Here is a 16,185-nt window from a genome sequence, read left to right as displayed (position 1 = left end):
CGGGGTCGGCTGCCCAGCCCAGCCCGGGTCGACTCCGAAGAGTCGACCCGGGCCGGCCTGATGCTTACTTGATGGTCGCGAGCGACTCCTGAGCGGCCTTGAGGACCGAGTCCGGAAGCGGCGCCGCGCCGGCGTTCTTCACGGCGACCTGCTGGCCGATCGTGCTGTCGATGAAGCCGATGTAGCTCTTCACCAGGGCGGCCTGGGCCGGGGTCTTGAAGGTGGTGCACGCGATCGCGTACGACACCAGCGGGATCGGGTAGGTCTCGGCGGTCAGCTTCGAGTAATCGAACTTCTTCGACAGGTCACCCTTGACGCCGTTGGAGGCGTCCACCGCGGCGACCTCGAACGTCTTCGAGACGGCCTCGGGGCTGAACGCGACGGCCTTGCCGTCCTGCAGGATCGACGCGCTGGCGAGCTTGCCGATCGCGGAGTGGTCGGCGTAGCCGATCGTGCCCGTGCCGGCCTCGACGGCCTGGACGACACCCGAGCCGCCCTTCTGCTTGGAGACGTCGCCCTCGACCGGCCAGTCCTTGCCCGCGGGGAACGTCCAGACGCTCTTCTGCGTGGCGGCGAGGTAGTTGGTGAAGTTCGCCGTGGTGCCCGAACCGTCCGAGCGCGCCACCGTGGTGATCTTGCCGGCGGGGAGGGCCTTGCCGTTGTCCTTGGTGATCGCCGCGTCGGACCAGTCGGTGATCTGCAGGGCGAAGATCTTGGCGATGGTCTCGCCGCTGAGCTTCAGGTCGGTCACGCCGGGGACGTTGAAGATGATCGAGACGCCGTCGAGGTAGACGGGGATGTTGATGCCGCCCTCGGTGCACAGGGCCTTCGACTGGGTGGTCTGGTCCGCGTTCAGCGGGGAGTCGGAGCCGGCGAAGTCGTAGGCGCCGCTGAGGAAGTTGGTGACGCCACCGCCCGAGCCCTGGGACTTGTCGTAGTTGATCGTGACGCCCTTGACCTGCGCGTTGTACGCAGCGGTCCACGCAGCCTGTGCGTTCGCCTGCGCGCTGGAGCCGCCCGAGGTGATCGTGCCGGTCAGCGAGGCGTCCACCTTGGAGGTGACGCCGCTCGAGGTCGGAGCGGCCGAGGAGGATTCGGTGCTCGTGCTGCTGGGCGTCGAGGAGCAGCCCGCGAGCGCGATCGCGGCGAGCACGCCGGCTGCGCCGATCGTGGTGATGCGGTTGAGCTTCACTATGTAAGTCCTTCGCTGTGTCGAGTGTGCCCTGGTGCAGGGCCACGCCAGACGATATGCGGCGTCTGTTACGCGATCAAAGATCGAAGGTAAACGGGGGGTGAACGAAGATCGGCGTCCCCCTCAGATCTTCGGCAGGTGCGTCTCGATCGAGATGATGCCGGATCCGGGGTTGGTGGCGCTCAGATGCACGACGCTGAACGCGCCGACCTCGAGCGCGGAGGCGCTGCCGAGGTAGGACCCGTGCATGGTGCCCGTGGCGAGAGCGATCTCGCGGAGGATGTCGGGCAGCACGGGGCCATGGCTGCAGAGCACGGTCGGCTTGCCGGCCCGGACGCGCTTGCCCACCACCGTGCGCGGATCCGATTCGCCCTCTTCCCAGGCGTCCTGGCTGAGCAGCGGCGTCTTCGTGACCTTGAGCTCGAGCGACTTCGCCAGGGGCTTGACGGTCTCGACGCAGCGCCGTGCGTCGCTGGACACGATCTTCTGCACACCGAATGCCCGCAGCGGCCCCACGATCGCCTTCGACTGGGCGTGCCCGCGCGGGGTCAGCGGTCGGGAGGCGTCGGTTCCGAGCCACACGCCGCGGCTTGCCGCCTTCGCGTGCCGCAGCACGATGAGCGGGAAGGTGCGGAGCGCCCCGTCATCGACCAGCTTCGCGAACGCCTCCAGGATCTCGACGTCCACCGGGTAGCTCAGCCGCGCGCGCGCCTTCTTCAGGCTCACCCACTCCAGGGCGGCGATCTCGCGGTTCGGAACGAACACCGAAGCGCGGACGGCCTCGTCGGTCGCCTCCGCGGCCCAGTAGTGCACGACCTTCTGCTTGCGGTTGGCCATCGTGTACCGGGAGACGCCCACCGGCGCCCCCAGCGAGACGCGGATCCCGGTCTCCTCGAAGATCTCCCGCACGGCCGTCTCGGCGAGCATCTCTCCCGGATCGACCTTGCCCTTGGGCAAGGTCACGTCGCGGTACTTGGTGCGGTGGATCAGCAGGATCCGCAGCTTGTCCTCCACGACGCGCCACACCAGTCCGCCGGCCGCGTACACGGCACGATCGGGGCGTTCGGCGACGACCGTGAGGCCCGTGGTGTCCGCGGTGGCGGTGGAGGGTCCGGCGGGGCTGGGGGTCATCGCACCGCCCGTGCCCTGCGACGCTTCTGGATCTGCGACATGGTCCTATCCTGCAGGTCGACGAGCGGTGCGCCAACCTCGGAGAACGCACGCCGGATCCATTCGCCGTCGGCTCCCAGGTGCCACGACGACGTGTCGGGGGAGAGCGCGAGGTCGAAGAACCCGACCAGCTCCTCGATGTGGGCGGGATCCGTGACCCGTACCAGCGCCTCCACCCGGCGGTCGAGGTTGCGGTGCATCATGTCCGCGCTGCCGATGAAGACCTGCGGATCTCCGTCGTTGTGGAACGCGAAGATGCGCGAGTGCTCGAGGTAGCGCCCGAGGATCGAGCGCACCGTGATGTTGTCGGTGATGCCGGGCAGATCCGTGCGCAGGCTGCAGATGCCGCGCACCCACACGTCCACCGGAACGCCGGCGGCGCTCGCGCGGTAGAGCGCGTCGATGATCTGCTCGTCCACCATCGAGTTCACCTTGATGCGGATGTGCGCCGGCTTGCCGTCGAGCGCGTTCTGACGCTCCTTCTCGATCTGCCGGAGCAGGCCCTTGCGCAGGTGCAGGGGGGCGACCAGGAGACGCTTGAACTTCTTCTCGATCGCATAGCCGCTGAGCTCGTTGAACAGGCGGGTGAGGTCCTTGCCGACCTGCGGATCGGCGGTGAACAGGCCGAAGTCCTCGTAGATCCGGCTGGTCTTCGGGTTGTAGTTGCCAGTGCCGATGTGGCTGTAGCTGCGCAGCACGCCGTCCTCCTCGCGGATGACGTTGACGAGCTTGCAGTGCGTTTTCAGCCCCACCAGGCCGTACACGACGTGCACTCCGGCCTTCTCGAGCTTGCGGGCCCAGACGATGTTGTTCGCCTCGTCGAAGCGGGCCTTGACCTCCACGAGGGCGAGCACCTGCTTGCCGGATTCGGCGGCGTCGATGAGGGCCTGCACGATCGGGCTGTCGCCCGAGGTGCGGTACAGCGTCTGCTTGATGGCGAGTACGTGCGGATCGCGCGCCGCCTGCTCGAGGAACGCCACGACGCTGGTGGTGAACGATTCGTACGGGTGGTGCACGAGCACGTCGGCCTTGCGGATCGCCTTGAAGATGTCGATGCGCTCGTTCGCGCCCGGCTTGAACGCCAGCGCGGTGGTGGGCACGTGGGGCGTGTACCGCAGGTCCGGACGATCGATCCGGCCGAGCCCGAACAGGCCGCGCAGATCGAGCGGCCCGGGGAGGCGGTAGACCTCCTGGTCGGTGATGTCGAGCTCGGTGAGGAGCAGGTCGAGCGTCACATCGTCCATGTCGTCGGTGATCTCGAGGCGGATCGGCGGGCCGAACCGGCGGCGCAGCAGCTCGGCCTCCAGCGCCTGGATGAGGTTCTCGGACTCATCCTCCTCGATCTCCACGTCCTCGTTGCGGGTGAGTCGGAACGCGTGGTGGTCGAGCACCTCCATCCCGGGGAAGAGGTCGTCGAGGTGGTTCGCGATCAGCTCCTCCAGGCGGATGAAGCGCAGCGCGCCGTCCTCCGAGGGCACCTCGACGAAGCGCGGCAGCATGGGCGGCACCTTCAGGCGCGCGAACTCCTGACGGCCGGTGCGGGCGTTGCGGATCCGGATCGCGAGGTTCAGCGAGAGGCCGGAGATGTACGGGAACGGGTGCGCAGGATCGACCGCGAGAGGCATCAGCACCGGGAAGACGTTGGTCTGGAAGTAGTCGGTGAGCTCGGCCTTGGCCTCTCCGTCAAGGTCCTCCCAGTCCACGATGGTGATGCCCTCGGCGGCCAGCGCGGGTCGGACCAGTCCGGTCCACGCGACGGCATGACGCAGCTGCAGCTTGTGCGCCTCGGCCGAGATGTCGGCGAGCACGTCGGCGGGGGCGCGGCCCACGTTGGTGGGGACGGCGAGGCCCGTGACGATGCGGCGCTTCAGGCCGGCGACACGCACCATGAAGAACTCGTCCAGGTTGCTCGCGAAGATCGCGAGGAAGTTCGCCCGCTCGAGCACCGGGAGGGTCTCGTCCTCGGCGAGCTCGAGCACGCGCTGGTTGAACGCCAGCCAGCTCACCTCGCGGTCGAGATACCGGTCCTCCGGGAGGAGCGAGTCGTCCGGCGCGACGAGTTCGTCGAAGTCGTCGTCCTCGGCGTCGCCGAGGCCGGAGTCTGCCAATGCGGGATCGATCATGCGCCCCATCATTGCAGGAGGATGTTGCCTGCAGGTGAACAGGATCGGGATCCGGATCGACCGAACGCACCGCCGGGCGGATCGGGTGTCCCGGGGATCCGCTCAGCGGGTTCCGGGTGAGACGGGGCGCGTCTCGTCCTCATCGACGTTGAAGCGGTAGCCGACGTTGCGCACCGTGCCGATGATGTGCTCCTGGTCGCCCAGCTTGGCGCGCAGCCGTCGCACGTGCACGTCGACGGTGCGGGTGCCGCCGAAGTAGTCATAGCCCCACACCTCGCTGAGCAGCTGCTCGCGCGTGAACACCCGCGAGGGGTGCGTGGCGAGGAAGTGCAGCAGCTGGAACTCCTTGTACGTGAGATCCAGCGGGGTGCCGCGCAGCTTCGCGGAGTAGGACTGCTCGTCGATCGTGAGTCCCGAGGTCTGCACCTTGACGGGCTCCGCCGCCGGCGCCTCCCGGGACAGTGCGAGGCGGATGCGGGCGTCGATCTCGGCGGGGCCGGCGCCGGTGAGCAGCACATCGTCGATGCGCCATTCGCCGTTCACGGCGGTCATCCCGCCTTCGGTCACCACGAGCAGCAGCGGCCCGCGCAGGCCCGTGGTGCGGATCAGCGTGCACAGAGATTTGGCGGCGACGAGGTCGGTGCGCGCGTCCACGATCACGGCGTCGGCATCGGGCGCGGTCACCAGCTCCGCGGGTTGTGCGGGGATCACCCGGACGCGGTGGCCGAGCAGCTCCAGGGCGGGCAGAACCGGCCCCGCAGCGGGAGACGACGTCAGCACCAGCAGTTGCGCCACGCGGATCCTTTCCTGCTGACACCTTACTCAGGACTGCGAGCATCGCCGGGATGGGTGACAATGGGCGCATGGCCGAACCCGTCCTCGCTCCGCGCAGCCCCTTCGTCGGGCTCGTCGTCACCTGGGCCGTCGCCGCGGTGGGGGCCGTCCTGATCGGGCTGCTCGCGCCGGACACGCTGCTGATGACCTGGTACGTGATCGGGTTCGGCGTCTGCGTGCTGCTGTCGTTCACCGTGCAGCTGTTCCGCGGTGAGACGCGCGGGTTCATCCTTCGCGTTTCGGCGGGGAGCCTCGGCGCGCTGCTCGTGATGGGGATCGTGTCGGCGGGCTTCGGCATCTCGGCTCTCTTCGGCGGCTGACGGCGCACCGTGCTGCGTCGGGCCTCGCCCGGCGCTGCGCAGGCCGCGGACGGCATAGAGTAGAGGCATGGACATCGTCGCGCTCGAACTCTTCTTCGTCGGCCTGCTGGTCCTCGCGGGGCTCGCGATCGCCTTCTGCGCAGGGGCCGTCCTGGTCAACCTGTTCCGCGGCCAGCGCTGATCAGCGCCCGCCCCGCGACATCTGCTGAGAGAAGGCTGCTCGTGCTCGATCTTCCCTCCGACCTGCCCGCCGACATCGTGCCGCTGTCGTGGCTGCTCGGAGTGTGGGAAGGCACCGGCGTCATCGACTACGAGGTGCCCGGACCCGACGGCGACGATGATGCGCACCGCTACCGCGGCGAGTTCGCGCACCGCGTGAGCTTCAGCCATGACGGCGGCCCTTTCCTGAACTACGCGGCGACCGCGACCTTCACCCCGGAGGAGGGCGAGCCGCTCGCGCTCGTGGCCGAATCGGGGTTCTGGCGCCTGACACGGCCCGCCGACGCGCAGGACGCGGGACCGGCGCTGCTGCCGCCCCGCGAGGCGCGCACGGCCGAGCGCACGGTGGATGACGTCGAGGCGCTGCGCCTGCCGGAGGGCGGCTTCGCGATCGAGGTGTCGATCGCGCACTCGGACGGCATGCTCGAGCTCTACCTCGGCCGCATCGACGGACCCCGCATCGACATCGCCACCGACGCGATCGTTCGTGCCGAGGGCGCCAAGGAGTACGGCGCCGCCTCGCGGATGTACGGCCTGGTGGACGGTCATCTGCTCTGGGCGTGGGACATCGCCGCACTCGGCGCCGGGCTGCGCTCGCACGCCTCCGCCCGGCTTGCGAAGGTCTGATCGTGGCCGGCTTCCCGCCTCTGCCCGGCGTGATCGCCGACGGCGGCATCGCACAGCACTTCGGGGATCCGATCCGCGAGCAGCGCGCGCTGGAGCGCGGTGACGCACTCGCACCGCTCGGCGACCGCTCCGTGATCGAGCTGACCGGATCCGAGCGCCTCACCTGGCTCGACTCGATCACGTCGCAGTCGGTCGCGCACCTTCGGGTGGGGGAGAGCGCCGAGCTGCTCGTGCTGGATCCGCAGGGGCGGGTCGAGCATGTGGCCGCGGTCTTCGATGACGGCTCGTCCACGTGGCTGATCGCCGACGCCGCAGATGTCGAGCCGCTCGCCATCTGGCTGCAGCGGATGGTGTTCCGCGCTGACGTGAAGGTCGCGGTGCGCCCCGAACTGCTCGTCGTCGGCTTCTTCGCCGGCGCGGGGGCGGAGCAGCGCGCCGAACGCGTCGCCCTCTCCCCGCACGGCACGGCCGTCGTCTGGACCGACCCGTGGCCGACCGTGCAGCCCGGCGGACACCAGTACCACGTCGGCGAGCACCCCGGCTCGGGGTACCGCTGGCGCACTGCCGTGCTCGACGAGTCCACAGCCGCGGCGCTCGCCGCAGACCACGAGACGACCTGGGCCGGCGCACTCGCCGCGGAGGCCCTGCGGATCGCAGCCTGGCGCCCCCGCTGGGCCGCCGAGGTCGATGAGCGCTCGTTGCCGCACGAGACGGACTGGATCCGCAGCGCCGTGCATCTGAACAAGGGCTGCTACCGCGGCCAGGAGACCGTGGCGAAGGTGCACAACCTCGGCCACCCGCCGCGTCGCATCGCTGCCCTGCACCTGGACGGCAGTGAGAGCCTGCTGCCCGACGCGGGTGCCCCGGTGCTGGCCGTCGGCGCGGACGGCACAGAGGACGAGGTCGGGCGCATCACCTCGGCCGCCCGGCATCATGAGCTCGGGCCGATCGCCCTGGCGATCCTGTCGCGTCGTGCGCCCGTCGGCGACCTCGTCGTGCGCACGCCGGACGGCGACATCGCCGCCGCGCAGGAGATCATCGTCCCGGCCGATGCGGGTGCGACGGCCGACGTGCCTCGGCTGACGCGGCTGTCGAGGCGCCCGTCCGCGCCGGATCCGCGCGACGCGCACTGACGCGGTGCGACCGGTGGGCTCGGAGATCGAGAGCACGGCGACCGACGCCGCCCCGGGCGCGGAGCTGCGGCAGGAGCGGGCGCTGCGCATCCTGCTGATCGACAACTACGACTCCTTCACGTACAACCTCGTGCATCAGATCGCGGCGACCGCGGGCCGCGCACCGGTCGTCGTGCACAACGACTGGGCCGGGTGGAACCCGTCGGTCCTCGACGGGTACGACGCGATCGTGCTCTCGCCCGGGCCGGGCGATCCGCGCGTGCCCGCGGACTTCGGGATCTGCGCCGACGCGATCCGGATCGCTGCCGAGCGGCGCATCCCGCTGCTCGGCGTCTGTCTCGGGCATCAGGGGATCGGCCACGCCTTCGGCGCCAGGGTGCGGCGTGCCCCGGAGCCCCGTCACGGCAGGCCCTCTCCGGTCGTGCACGACGGGACCGGCCCTTTCCACGGTCTCTCCTCGCCCGTCGAAGTGGTGCGCTACCACTCGCTCATGATCGATGAGGTGCCCGACGAGCTCGTCGTCTCCGCGCGCGCGGACGACGGCGTGATCATGGGCGTGCGCCACCGCGAGCTGCCACTGTGGGGCGTCCAGTTCCACCCCGAGTCGATCGGCACGCTCGACGGCACCCGCATGGTGGCGAACTTCGTCGCGTTCGCACGTGCGATGCGCGCAGGACGGCTGCCGGGGCCCGCGCCCGCGCGGGGCGAGGTCGAGGCACCGGGAGACACCGAGGCGCCGGTCCGCATCGGTGCGCCGGACCGCCCGCTCGGGGCCGAGCAGCATCGCCCTGTCGATGCGGACCGGGCTGCGCCCGTGCCCCGCCCTGTGCTCCGACGCACCCTGCCGCTGCACGCGGACACGGCGGCGCTCTTCACCGTGCTCTTCGGCGATGCCGCGCAGGCGGTCTGGCTCGACGGCGGCCGCGGCGGTGATGACCGCGCCCGGTACTCCATCCTGGGCGGCGGAAACGAGCTGCCGACGGCGGTCGCCGACGTGCAGGCCGGCACGGTGACGGTGCGCGACGGCCGGACCGAGGACGTCATCCGCACGGGCTTCTTCGACTGGCTCGACGCCGAGCTGGCGGGCACCGTCACCGAGGCGGGCGACCTGCCGTTCGCCCTGGGCTGGGTCGGCGCCCTCGGCTACGAGCTGCGCGCCGAATGCGGGTCTCCGCATCAGCGTCGATCCGCGACGCCCGACGCGATGATGGTCCGACTCGATCGTGCGGTGGTCGTGGATCATCGTGAGGGGCTGATCCATCTGCTCGCGCTGGACGACGAGACGTGGCTCACGCAGACGGAGGAGCGGATCGCGGCGATCGGGACGCCGCAGGCCGCCGTCGACGGCGAGGGCGAGGGCGAGAGCGAGAGCGCCGCACCGTATTCGTCCACCACGCCGTTCGTGCTCGCTGCCCGGCACTCGCGCATCGAGTACCTGCGGCTCATCGCCGAGGCTCAGGAGCAGATCGCGGCGGGGGAGACCTACGAGGCCTGCCTGACCAACCTGCTGCAGGCGGACACCGCCATCGACCCGCTCCCCGCCTACCTCGCGCTGCGGGCGCAGAACCCGGCACCCTTCGGCGCGTTCCTGCGCATCGACGGGGTGAGCGTGCTGAGCACCTCGCCCGAGCGCTTCCTCAGGATCTCGGCGGACGGCGCGGTCGAGTCCCGCCCGATCAAGGGCACTCGTCCGCGCGGCACGGACGCGGCCGAGGACGAGCGGATCCGCGCCGAGCTCGCGGCATCGGAGAAGGACCGCGCCGAGAACCTGATGATCGTGGATCTCGTCCGCCACGATCTCGGGCGCACGGCGGAGCTCGGATCCGTGCACGTGGACGGGCTGTTCCGCGTGGAGAGCTACGCCACCGTGCATCAACTGGTCTCGACGGTGCGCTCGCGGCTCGCGGAGACACCCGTCGCCTGCGTGCGCGCGGCCTTCCCGCCCGGCTCCATGACCGGCGCGCCGAAACTGCGGACCATGACGATCCTGGACGGGCTCGAGGGCGGCCCGCGCGGACTGTACAGCGGTGCGCTCGGGTACTTCTCCTTCGACGGCGCCGTGGATCTCAGCGTCATCATCCGCACGCTCGTCGTGCACGACGGGGGCCTCGACTACGGCGTCGGCGGCGCGATCGTCTCGCTCTCGGACGCCGATGACGAGTACGCCGAGACCGTGGTCAAGGCGCGCCCGTTGCTGCGGCTGACCGGCGCGGCGTTCCCTGAGGCGTGAGCGGGCTCAGCTCGGGGTCACGGCGCTCCACGGCACGGTGAGCTCACCCAGGCGCCAGCGGGCGCGGGTGCCGAGCACCGGGTGACCGGCTTCGCGGAGAGCCGCGACGGCGGCGAGGAAGCGCTGGGTCGCCCCGAATGCGGACAGCGGCGCCGCGCGCTCCCACTCGCGGTCCAGATCCGCGAGCAGGGCGTGGATCCGCTCGCCCGGCACGTTGTGGTGGATGAGGGCCTTGGGCAGGCGCTCGGCGACGACCGACGGCCGCTCCAGATCCGCGAGCCGGAGCGACAGCGTGAAACGCTGCGGCACGCCGCCCTGATCCACGTCGACGAAGGTCGCGATGCGGCCGATCTCGTCGCAGGTGCCCTCCACGAGCAGACCGCCGGGGGCGAGCCGCGACGCCATCCGGGCCCATGCCTCGGGCACGTCGGCCTCGTCGTATTGCCGCAGCACGTTCATCGCGCGGATCACGGCGGCCCTGCGCCCCGACGGCAGCGGCACCTCGAACCCGCCCCGGGCGAACGAGACGGGCAGGTCGGCGGCGAAGTGGCCGGCGCCGCCGCGGAGCTCCGAGAGCTGGGCCAGCGCCGTCGCCACGCGCTCGGGGTCCAGCTCGAGCCCGAGCACCTCGGCGTCCGGTCGCACCCGGATGAGGCGTGCGGCGAGCTCGAAGGCGGTGACGCCGCTGGCTCCGAAACCCAGGTCGACGACGAGCGGATCCGCCGCACGACGGAACGCGGGCGAGGCGGCGATCCAGCGGTCGTTGCGTCGCAGCCGGTTGGTGCCGGTGGTGCCCCGGGTGGGCCGGCCGAGCGGAGAGGACGCCATGGGACCATCCTGCCCGGTCGCGACCCCGTAGGCTTTCCGAGTGCAGACGATCGAGGTCGGAATCCCGGGCACCGCGGACGCGGATGCGATCGTGCGCACCTATCTCACCGAGGTCGTCTCGCGGTATCACGGCAGGCCCGCCACGGAGGCGGAACGGGCGGCGGTCCTGGCGGACGAGCCCTACGACGACCTGCAGGGCGACACCGGGATCCTGCTCCTGGTACGGGACGGCGAGGCCGTCGTCGCATGCGCCGGGGCGCGCTTCGTGGAGGGCCATGCCGAGCTCACCAAGGTCTTCACGCTGCCGGCCGCGCGGGGCAGGGGCATCGCGCGCTGCCTGATCCTCGCACTCGAGGAGGCCGCTCGCGCTCGGGGCCTGCGATCGCTCCGACTCAACACCCGCTCCGATCTCGTCGAGGCCTGCGCGATGTACGAGAGCCTCGGCTTCCTCTCGGTCGAGGCGTTCAACGCCGAGCCCTACGCCGACCGCTGGTACGGGAAGGACCTGACCCCGGCGCCCGCGACGCGGCCGACGGGGGCATAGCGCGCACGGCGGTCAGCGCGGACCCGCGCCCATCGACCCGCCCGTCGGGGCGGTCCGGGTGTCCACGCGCACGGTGAGCGTCGCGGTGTAGCCGCTCGCCGCGTCGCCGGTCATCGCCGCGATCTGCAGCGCACCGCCGTCATCGCCGAACACGTTGTCGGTGGACAGCGAGGTCTGCGCGAGGTTCTGCGCCGAGCCGTCGTAGCCCGCGGTCGCGTACACGGCCGCGCAGGCGGACTGGGGCAAGGCGATCTGCGAGGTGGCGATCGCGTTCGCAGAGTCGGTGACATCGGCGGCGGTCGGATACACCTCGAAGTGGATGTGCGGCCAGCGCCCCGAGTAGCAGCCGGGGAAGATCGAGGTGAAGGAGACCCTCCCGTCGGCGTCGGCGTCGGCGACCTGGACCCCGCGCAGGTAGGTCTCGTCCTCGATGCCCGATGAGTACATCGAGTACCCTCCGGCGGCGTTGCAGTGCCAGGCGTAGACGGCGACACCGGCGAACGGCGCGTCCCCGGGCGCCATGTCGAGGATGTTCAGTGAGAACGTCAGCGGCACGCCGGACGCCGTGGTGCCCCCTCCGATCGACGAGCGGATGTCCTGCCGCACGATGCCGGAATCGGTCAGCGCATCCGGGCCGTTCGAGCCGTCGCCGGGGTAGGGGCCGGCGGTCTCATCGGGGATCTCCGCCGCGGGCACGGCCGTGGTGGCCGCCGACGTCGCGGACGGGCTCGGCGTGCTGGTGACGGTGGGCATCGGGGACGCCGTGGACGCGGCGTTCGAGGCCACCGGTGCGCACGCCGCCAGCACCGCACCGCCCGCGCCGAGCCCGACGAGGCTCAGCACCGTGCGACGCGACATCAGGGTGCGGATGTCGAACGGCGCGCCCTGATCCACGACCTCCTCCTCGGGGCGATCGAGCAGGCGGCCCTCGTACGCGGGGCCGTCGGGCGTGCGGGTCGGGTCGGGGAAGGTGCTCATGTCCGGATCCTCTCTCGGTGCTGACAGAAGGATCCTCTCGAGCCCGTCGGATCCGGGCCTATCCGTCCGCTATGCGTCTTCTAAGGAGGCGCCGTCATGCGATGACGCGGGCGTCGAGCCCGTGCGGGGCACGCCGTAGGCTGGGAGCATGACCCGCACCCTGATCCTGCTCCGCCACGGCCGGAGCGAGTGGAACGAGCTGAACCTGTTCACCGGCTGGGTGGACGTCCGTCTGAACGAGCAGGGGAGGGCGGAAGCCCTCCGCGGTGGCGAGCTGCTCGCCGAGGCGGGGATCCTGCCCGACGTGCTGCACACGTCGCTGCTCAGCCGCGCGATCCAGACCGCGAACATCGCGCTCGACGCCGCTGATCGGCTGTGGATCCCGGTGAGCCGTTCCTGGCGCCTCAACGAGCGCCACTACGGCGCCCTCCAGGGCAAGGACAAGGCGCAGACGCTCGAGGAGTTCGGGCCCGAGCAGTTCCAGCTGTGGCGCCGCTCCTTCGATGTGCCGCCGCCCCCGCTCGACGACGACAGCGAGTACAGCCAGGTGAACGACCCCCGCTACGTCGGCATCGACGGCGAAGTTCCCCGCACCGAGTCGCTCAAGCTCGTCATCGACCGTCTGCTGCCCTACTGGCACGAGGCGATCGTGCCCGATCTCGAGAGCGGCAAGACGGTGCTCGTCACGGCGCACGGCAACTCGCTGCGCGGTCTCGTGAAGCACCTCGAGGGCATCAGCGACGCCGACATCGCCGAGCTCAACATCCCGACCGGCATCCCGCTGGTCTACGAGCTCGACGACGACAACGTGCCCACCGGGCCCGGTCGCTACCTCGACCCCGAGGCGGCCGCTGCGGGTGCCGCGGCGGTGGCGAACCAGGGCAAGAAGTAGGCCGGAGAACGTCGATCCCGTCCCGACCGGTTCTCAGAGCCGGTTCGGGGCGGGATCCGTCTTTCCGGGGCGCGCTCTCCCGGGAATTCCGATCGTGACGCGCCCCGAAACGAGAAGATCCGCCCCGAACCGAACGGCGGGGCGGATCTTCGACGTGGCGGGGTCAGGCCAGACCGGATCCGGCCTCAGCCTCCGCCTGCGCCTCGACGGCGAGGGCGATGTGCTCCTCATCGACGGCCCAGTCGCCGGTGGCCAGGTAGACGACCTTCTTCGCGACGGCGACCGCGTGGTCGGCGAAGCGCTCGTGGTAGCGGCTGGCCAGGGTGGCGTCGACGGTGGCGCCGGCCTCGCCCTTCCAGTTGTCGCTGAGCACCTTCTCGAAGACGCTGGCGTGCAGCTCGTCCACGTCGTCGTCGGCGTTGCGGATCGCGTCGGCGAAGCGCAGGTCCTGCGTGCGCAGCAGCTCGGAGAGCGTGCGCGCGATCTCGACGTCCAGCTCGCCCATGCGGGTGAAGGTGCCCTTCAGGCCCTTCGGGATGGCGCGCTCGGGGAAGCGCAGTCGTGCAAGCTGGGCGATGTGCTCGGACATGTCGCCCATGCGCTCGAGGGATGCGCTCACCCGCAGCGCCGTCACGACGATGCGCAGGTCGCGGGCCACGGGCTGCTGGCGGGCGAGGATCTCGATGGCCTGCTCGTCGAGCGCGACCGCGAGCTCGTCGATGCGGGCGTCGTCGGCGATGACCTCCTCGGCCAGTGCGACGTCGCTGGTCGCGAACGAGCGGGTGGCCTTCTCGATCGACACGGCCACGAGGTCGGCGATCTCGACGAGCTGCGACTGCAGATCCTCGAGGGACTGGTGGAAGACTTCGCGCATGGCTGCGCACCTTTCGTTCTGTGACCCGGGGCACCGGATGGTCTGAGTCGCACGGCGGCCCGCAGAGCGGGCACGGGACGGTGCCCATCACGGGTCGTGACACGCACGTGGCGATTCTCTTCGGCGAAGGTTAACGATTGGTGCCGTCCTCGTGAACACTAGCGCGCCAGGGGGTGCGCGAGGCGCGAACCCGCGGATCCGGGGGATGAACGACCTCTACGCTGGTCACCATGGACAGCACTCTGCTCGCCCTCCTCGCCCTCGGGCTCGGAGTCGCGATCGGCGCAGGCATCACTGCGATGATCGTGGCCGCGATGCGCGCGAGGACCGCGGCGGAGCAGCAGGCGTCCAGCGAGCTCCCCGACGGCCTCACCGACGTGCTGGCAGCCATGGACGACGCCGCCTGCGCGGTGGATCCGTCCGGGCTCGTCACGGCTGCGAGCACGGCCGCCGCGCGCTTCGGCATCGGTGTCGGCGCCACGCTCGAGAACGCCGAGCTGAGCCGGCTCGTACGCGCGGTGCGCGAGGGCGGCTCGGAGACGGCGACGCTGCGCCTCGCGCGCGGCGGGCGCAACCTCGATCCGCGGCTGGTGGCCGCCAGGGCGAGCCGCATCGGCCCGCGCCTGAGCCTTCTCATCATCCGCGACGTCACCGAGCAGGAGCGCCTCGAGCAGATGCGCACCGACTTCGTGGCCAACACCAGTCACGAGCTGAAGACCCCCGTGGGAGCCGTGAGTCTGCTGGCCGAGGCCATCGAGTCGGCCGCCGACGACCCCGCCCAGGTACGGGCGTTCGCGACCAGGATCCAGGCCGAGGCCGCGCGTCTCGGCCAACTCACCGGCCGCATCATGAGCCTCTCCCGGCTGCAGTCCTCCGACGGGCTCGGCACGTTCGGCGCCGTCGCGATCGACGAGGTCATCGCCACCAGCGTCGAGGCGCACGCCGTGCAGGCGGCCTCGGCCGGGGTCGAGCTGAGCCGCGGCGGCGACCGCGGCGCCTGGGTGCAGGGCGACGGCCAGATCCTCATCGAGGCGGTCGGCAACCTCATCGCGAACGCGATCGTCTATTCACCGCGCGGATCCCGCGTGGGCGTCGGCGTGCGCATCGACGACGGCGTGGTCGAGATCTCGGTCGCGGACCAGGGCATCGGCATCGAGGAGGCCGACCGCGAGCGCATCTTCGAACGGTTCTACCGGGCCGACGAGGCCCGCTCCCGTCGCACCGGCGGCACCGGCCTCGGGCTGTCGATCGTGAAGCACGCCACGCAGCGTCACGGCGGCGAGGTGCGGCTGTGGTCGCGCCCGGGCCGCGGCTCCACGTTCACCATGCGCCTGCCGCAGATCGCGAGCCCCGATGTCGATGAGGATGTCGTCTCGCGCAAGAGCAAGAAACCGAAGGACAAGAGCAAGAAGAAGCGTCAGGCGCGCAAGGCCTCGCGTCTCGCCCCGTCGCCCGCGAACACCACGGACACGATCCGCACCGATACCGGAGAACTCGTATGACCCGCATCCTCCTCGTCGAAGACGAGCCCGATCTCGCCGACCCGCTCGCCTACCTGCTGCGCCGGGAGGGCTACGAGGTCGAGATCGCCGAGGACGGCCCCACGGCCCTCGCCCTGTTCCGCGAGGGCGGGGCCGACATCGTCCTGCTCGATCTGATGCTGCCCGGCATGCCCGGCACAGAGGTGTGTCGTCAGATCCGCACCGCGTCCGCCGTGCCGATCATCATGCTCACCGCGAAGGACTCCGAGGTGGACATCGTGGTGGGTCTCGAGCTGGGGGCCGACGACTACATCACCAAGCCGTACTCTTCCCGCGAACTGCTCGCCCGCATGCGTGCCGTGCTGCGGCGGGTCGTGCAGGCCGAGGAGGACGTCGATGAGCGCATCCTGGAGGGCGGCCGCGTCACCGTCGACATCGACCGGCACACCGTCGCGGTCGACGGCGAGGTCATCAACATGCCGCTCAAGGAGTTCGAGCTGCTCGAGGTGCTCATGCGCAACTCCGGGCGCGTGCTCACCCGCGGCCAGCTGATCGACCGGGTGTGGGGGAGCGACTACTTCGGCGACACCAAGACCCTCGACGTGCACATCAAGCGGATCCGCTCGCGCATCGAGCAGAACCCGTCCGAGCCGGTCATGCTCGTCACCGTGCGCGGGCTCGGGTACCGCTTCGAGGGCTGACCCGCCGCACACGCGAGAGCCCCCGGATCCTCACGGATT

Annotated in this window: 15 protein-coding genes; 8 read left to right on the top strand and 7 right to left on the bottom strand. The window is 70.7% G+C overall.

Annotation, left to right across the window (positions count from 1 at the left end; translation table 11 throughout):
- Positions 1 to 64: 64 nt before the first annotated feature.
- The 4 genes from LXM50_RS11740 to LXM50_RS11725 all read right to left on the bottom strand — a co-directional run bounded on the left by LXM50_RS11740 (position 65) and on the right by LXM50_RS11725 (position 5,280).
- A complete protein-coding gene (locus LXM50_RS11740) occupies positions 65 to 1,192 on the bottom strand; it encodes a phosphate ABC transporter substrate-binding protein PstS (RefSeq protein WP_233311502.1) in 1,128 nt (375 codons plus the stop codon).
- 123 nt (positions 1,193 to 1,315) lie between these two features.
- On the bottom strand, positions 1,316 to 2,323 hold the full coding sequence (locus LXM50_RS11735) for an NUDIX domain-containing protein (protein WP_233311501.1): 1,008 nt from the start codon (positions 2,321 to 2,323) through the stop codon (positions 1,316 to 1,318).
- On the bottom strand, positions 2,320 to 4,485 hold the full coding sequence (locus tag LXM50_RS11730) for an RNA degradosome polyphosphate kinase (protein WP_233311500.1): 2,166 nt from the start codon (positions 4,483 to 4,485) through the stop codon (positions 2,320 to 2,322). Before LXM50_RS11730 ends, LXM50_RS11735 begins: the two co-directional genes overlap by 4 nt.
- Before the next feature lie 102 nt (positions 4,486 to 4,587).
- Complete coding sequence (locus LXM50_RS11725; protein ID WP_233311499.1) at positions 4,588 to 5,280, bottom strand: response regulator transcription factor; 693 nt, start codon at positions 5,278 to 5,280, stop codon at positions 4,588 to 4,590.
- Positions 5,281 to 5,348: 68 nt separating this feature from the next.
- Here LXM50_RS11725 and LXM50_RS11720 point away from each other — a divergent pair, with 68 nt between their 5' ends.
- The 4 genes from LXM50_RS11720 to pabB all read left to right on the top strand — a co-directional run bounded on the left by LXM50_RS11720 (position 5,349) and on the right by pabB (position 9,848).
- Positions 5,349 to 5,639 carry a hypothetical protein gene (locus LXM50_RS11720; protein ID WP_233311498.1) on the top strand — a complete coding sequence of 97 codons (291 nt, stop codon included), beginning with the start codon at positions 5,349 to 5,351 and terminating at the stop codon, positions 5,637 to 5,639.
- A gap of 222 nt (positions 5,640 to 5,861) precedes the next feature.
- Complete coding sequence (locus LXM50_RS11715) at positions 5,862 to 6,485, top strand: FABP family protein (RefSeq protein WP_233311497.1); 624 nt, start codon at positions 5,862 to 5,864, stop codon at positions 6,483 to 6,485.
- A 2-nt stretch (positions 6,486 to 6,487) separates the two neighbouring features.
- The gene (locus tag LXM50_RS11710; RefSeq protein ID WP_233311496.1) at positions 6,488 to 7,618 is read left to right on the top strand and encodes a folate-binding protein YgfZ; all 1,131 of its coding nucleotides are present in this window, start codon (positions 6,488 to 6,490) and stop codon (positions 7,616 to 7,618) included.
- 13 nt (positions 7,619 to 7,631) lie between these two features.
- A complete protein-coding gene (gene pabB / locus LXM50_RS11705; protein ID WP_233311495.1) occupies positions 7,632 to 9,848 on the top strand; it encodes an aminodeoxychorismate synthase component I in 2,217 nt (738 codons plus the stop codon).
- A 6-nt stretch (positions 9,849 to 9,854) separates the two neighbouring features.
- On the opposite strand, the gene LXM50_RS11700 is transcribed toward pabB, so the two are convergent.
- Positions 9,855 to 10,676 carry a class I SAM-dependent methyltransferase gene (locus LXM50_RS11700; protein WP_233311494.1) on the bottom strand — a complete coding sequence of 274 codons (822 nt, stop codon included), beginning with the start codon at positions 10,674 to 10,676 and terminating at the stop codon, positions 9,855 to 9,857.
- Between the two features lie 40 nt (positions 10,677 to 10,716).
- Here LXM50_RS11700 and LXM50_RS11695 point away from each other — a divergent pair, with 40 nt between their 5' ends.
- Entirely contained in the window at positions 10,717 to 11,220 is a 504-nt protein-coding gene (locus LXM50_RS11695; RefSeq protein WP_233311493.1) for a GNAT family N-acetyltransferase, read from the top strand.
- Between the two features lie 12 nt (positions 11,221 to 11,232).
- Here LXM50_RS11695 and LXM50_RS11690 read toward each other — a convergent pair whose 3' ends face one another.
- Positions 11,233 to 12,198 (bottom strand): intradiol ring-cleavage dioxygenase, encoded by a 966-nt coding sequence (locus tag LXM50_RS11690; RefSeq protein WP_233311492.1) that lies wholly within the window; start codon positions 12,196 to 12,198, stop codon positions 11,233 to 11,235.
- Between the two features lie 148 nt (positions 12,199 to 12,346).
- Here LXM50_RS11690 and LXM50_RS11685 point away from each other — a divergent pair, with 148 nt between their 5' ends.
- Positions 12,347 to 13,090: a phosphoglyceromutase gene (locus tag LXM50_RS11685; protein ID WP_233311491.1), complete on the top strand. Its 744-nt coding sequence runs from the start codon at positions 12,347 to 12,349 to the stop codon at positions 13,088 to 13,090.
- Between the two features lie 163 nt (positions 13,091 to 13,253).
- On the opposite strand, the gene phoU is transcribed toward LXM50_RS11685, so the two are convergent.
- The gene (gene phoU, locus LXM50_RS11680) at positions 13,254 to 13,964 is read right to left on the bottom strand and encodes a phosphate signaling complex protein PhoU (RefSeq protein ID WP_233311490.1); all 711 of its coding nucleotides are present in this window, start codon (positions 13,962 to 13,964) and stop codon (positions 13,254 to 13,256) included.
- A 230-nt stretch (positions 13,965 to 14,194) separates the two neighbouring features.
- Here phoU and LXM50_RS11675 point away from each other — a divergent pair, with 230 nt between their 5' ends.
- On the top strand, positions 14,195 to 15,466 hold the full coding sequence (locus tag LXM50_RS11675) for a cell wall metabolism sensor histidine kinase WalK (RefSeq protein ID WP_233311489.1): 1,272 nt from the start codon (positions 14,195 to 14,197) through the stop codon (positions 15,464 to 15,466).
- The gene (locus tag LXM50_RS11670; protein WP_233311488.1) at positions 15,463 to 16,146 is read left to right on the top strand and encodes a response regulator transcription factor; all 684 of its coding nucleotides are present in this window, start codon (positions 15,463 to 15,465) and stop codon (positions 16,144 to 16,146) included. The genes LXM50_RS11675 and LXM50_RS11670 overlap by 4 nt, the downstream gene beginning before the upstream one ends.
- Positions 16,147 to 16,185: the final 39 nt, after the last annotated feature.

The sequence above is a fragment of the Microbacterium sp. Au-Mic1 genome, assembly GCF_021341785.1.
In the GTDB taxonomy this organism is placed as follows: Bacteria; Actinomycetota; Actinomycetes; order Actinomycetales; family Microbacteriaceae; genus Microbacterium.
Note: the sequence above shows the minus strand (reverse complement) of the source record. Positions and strands in the feature narration are given on the sequence as shown.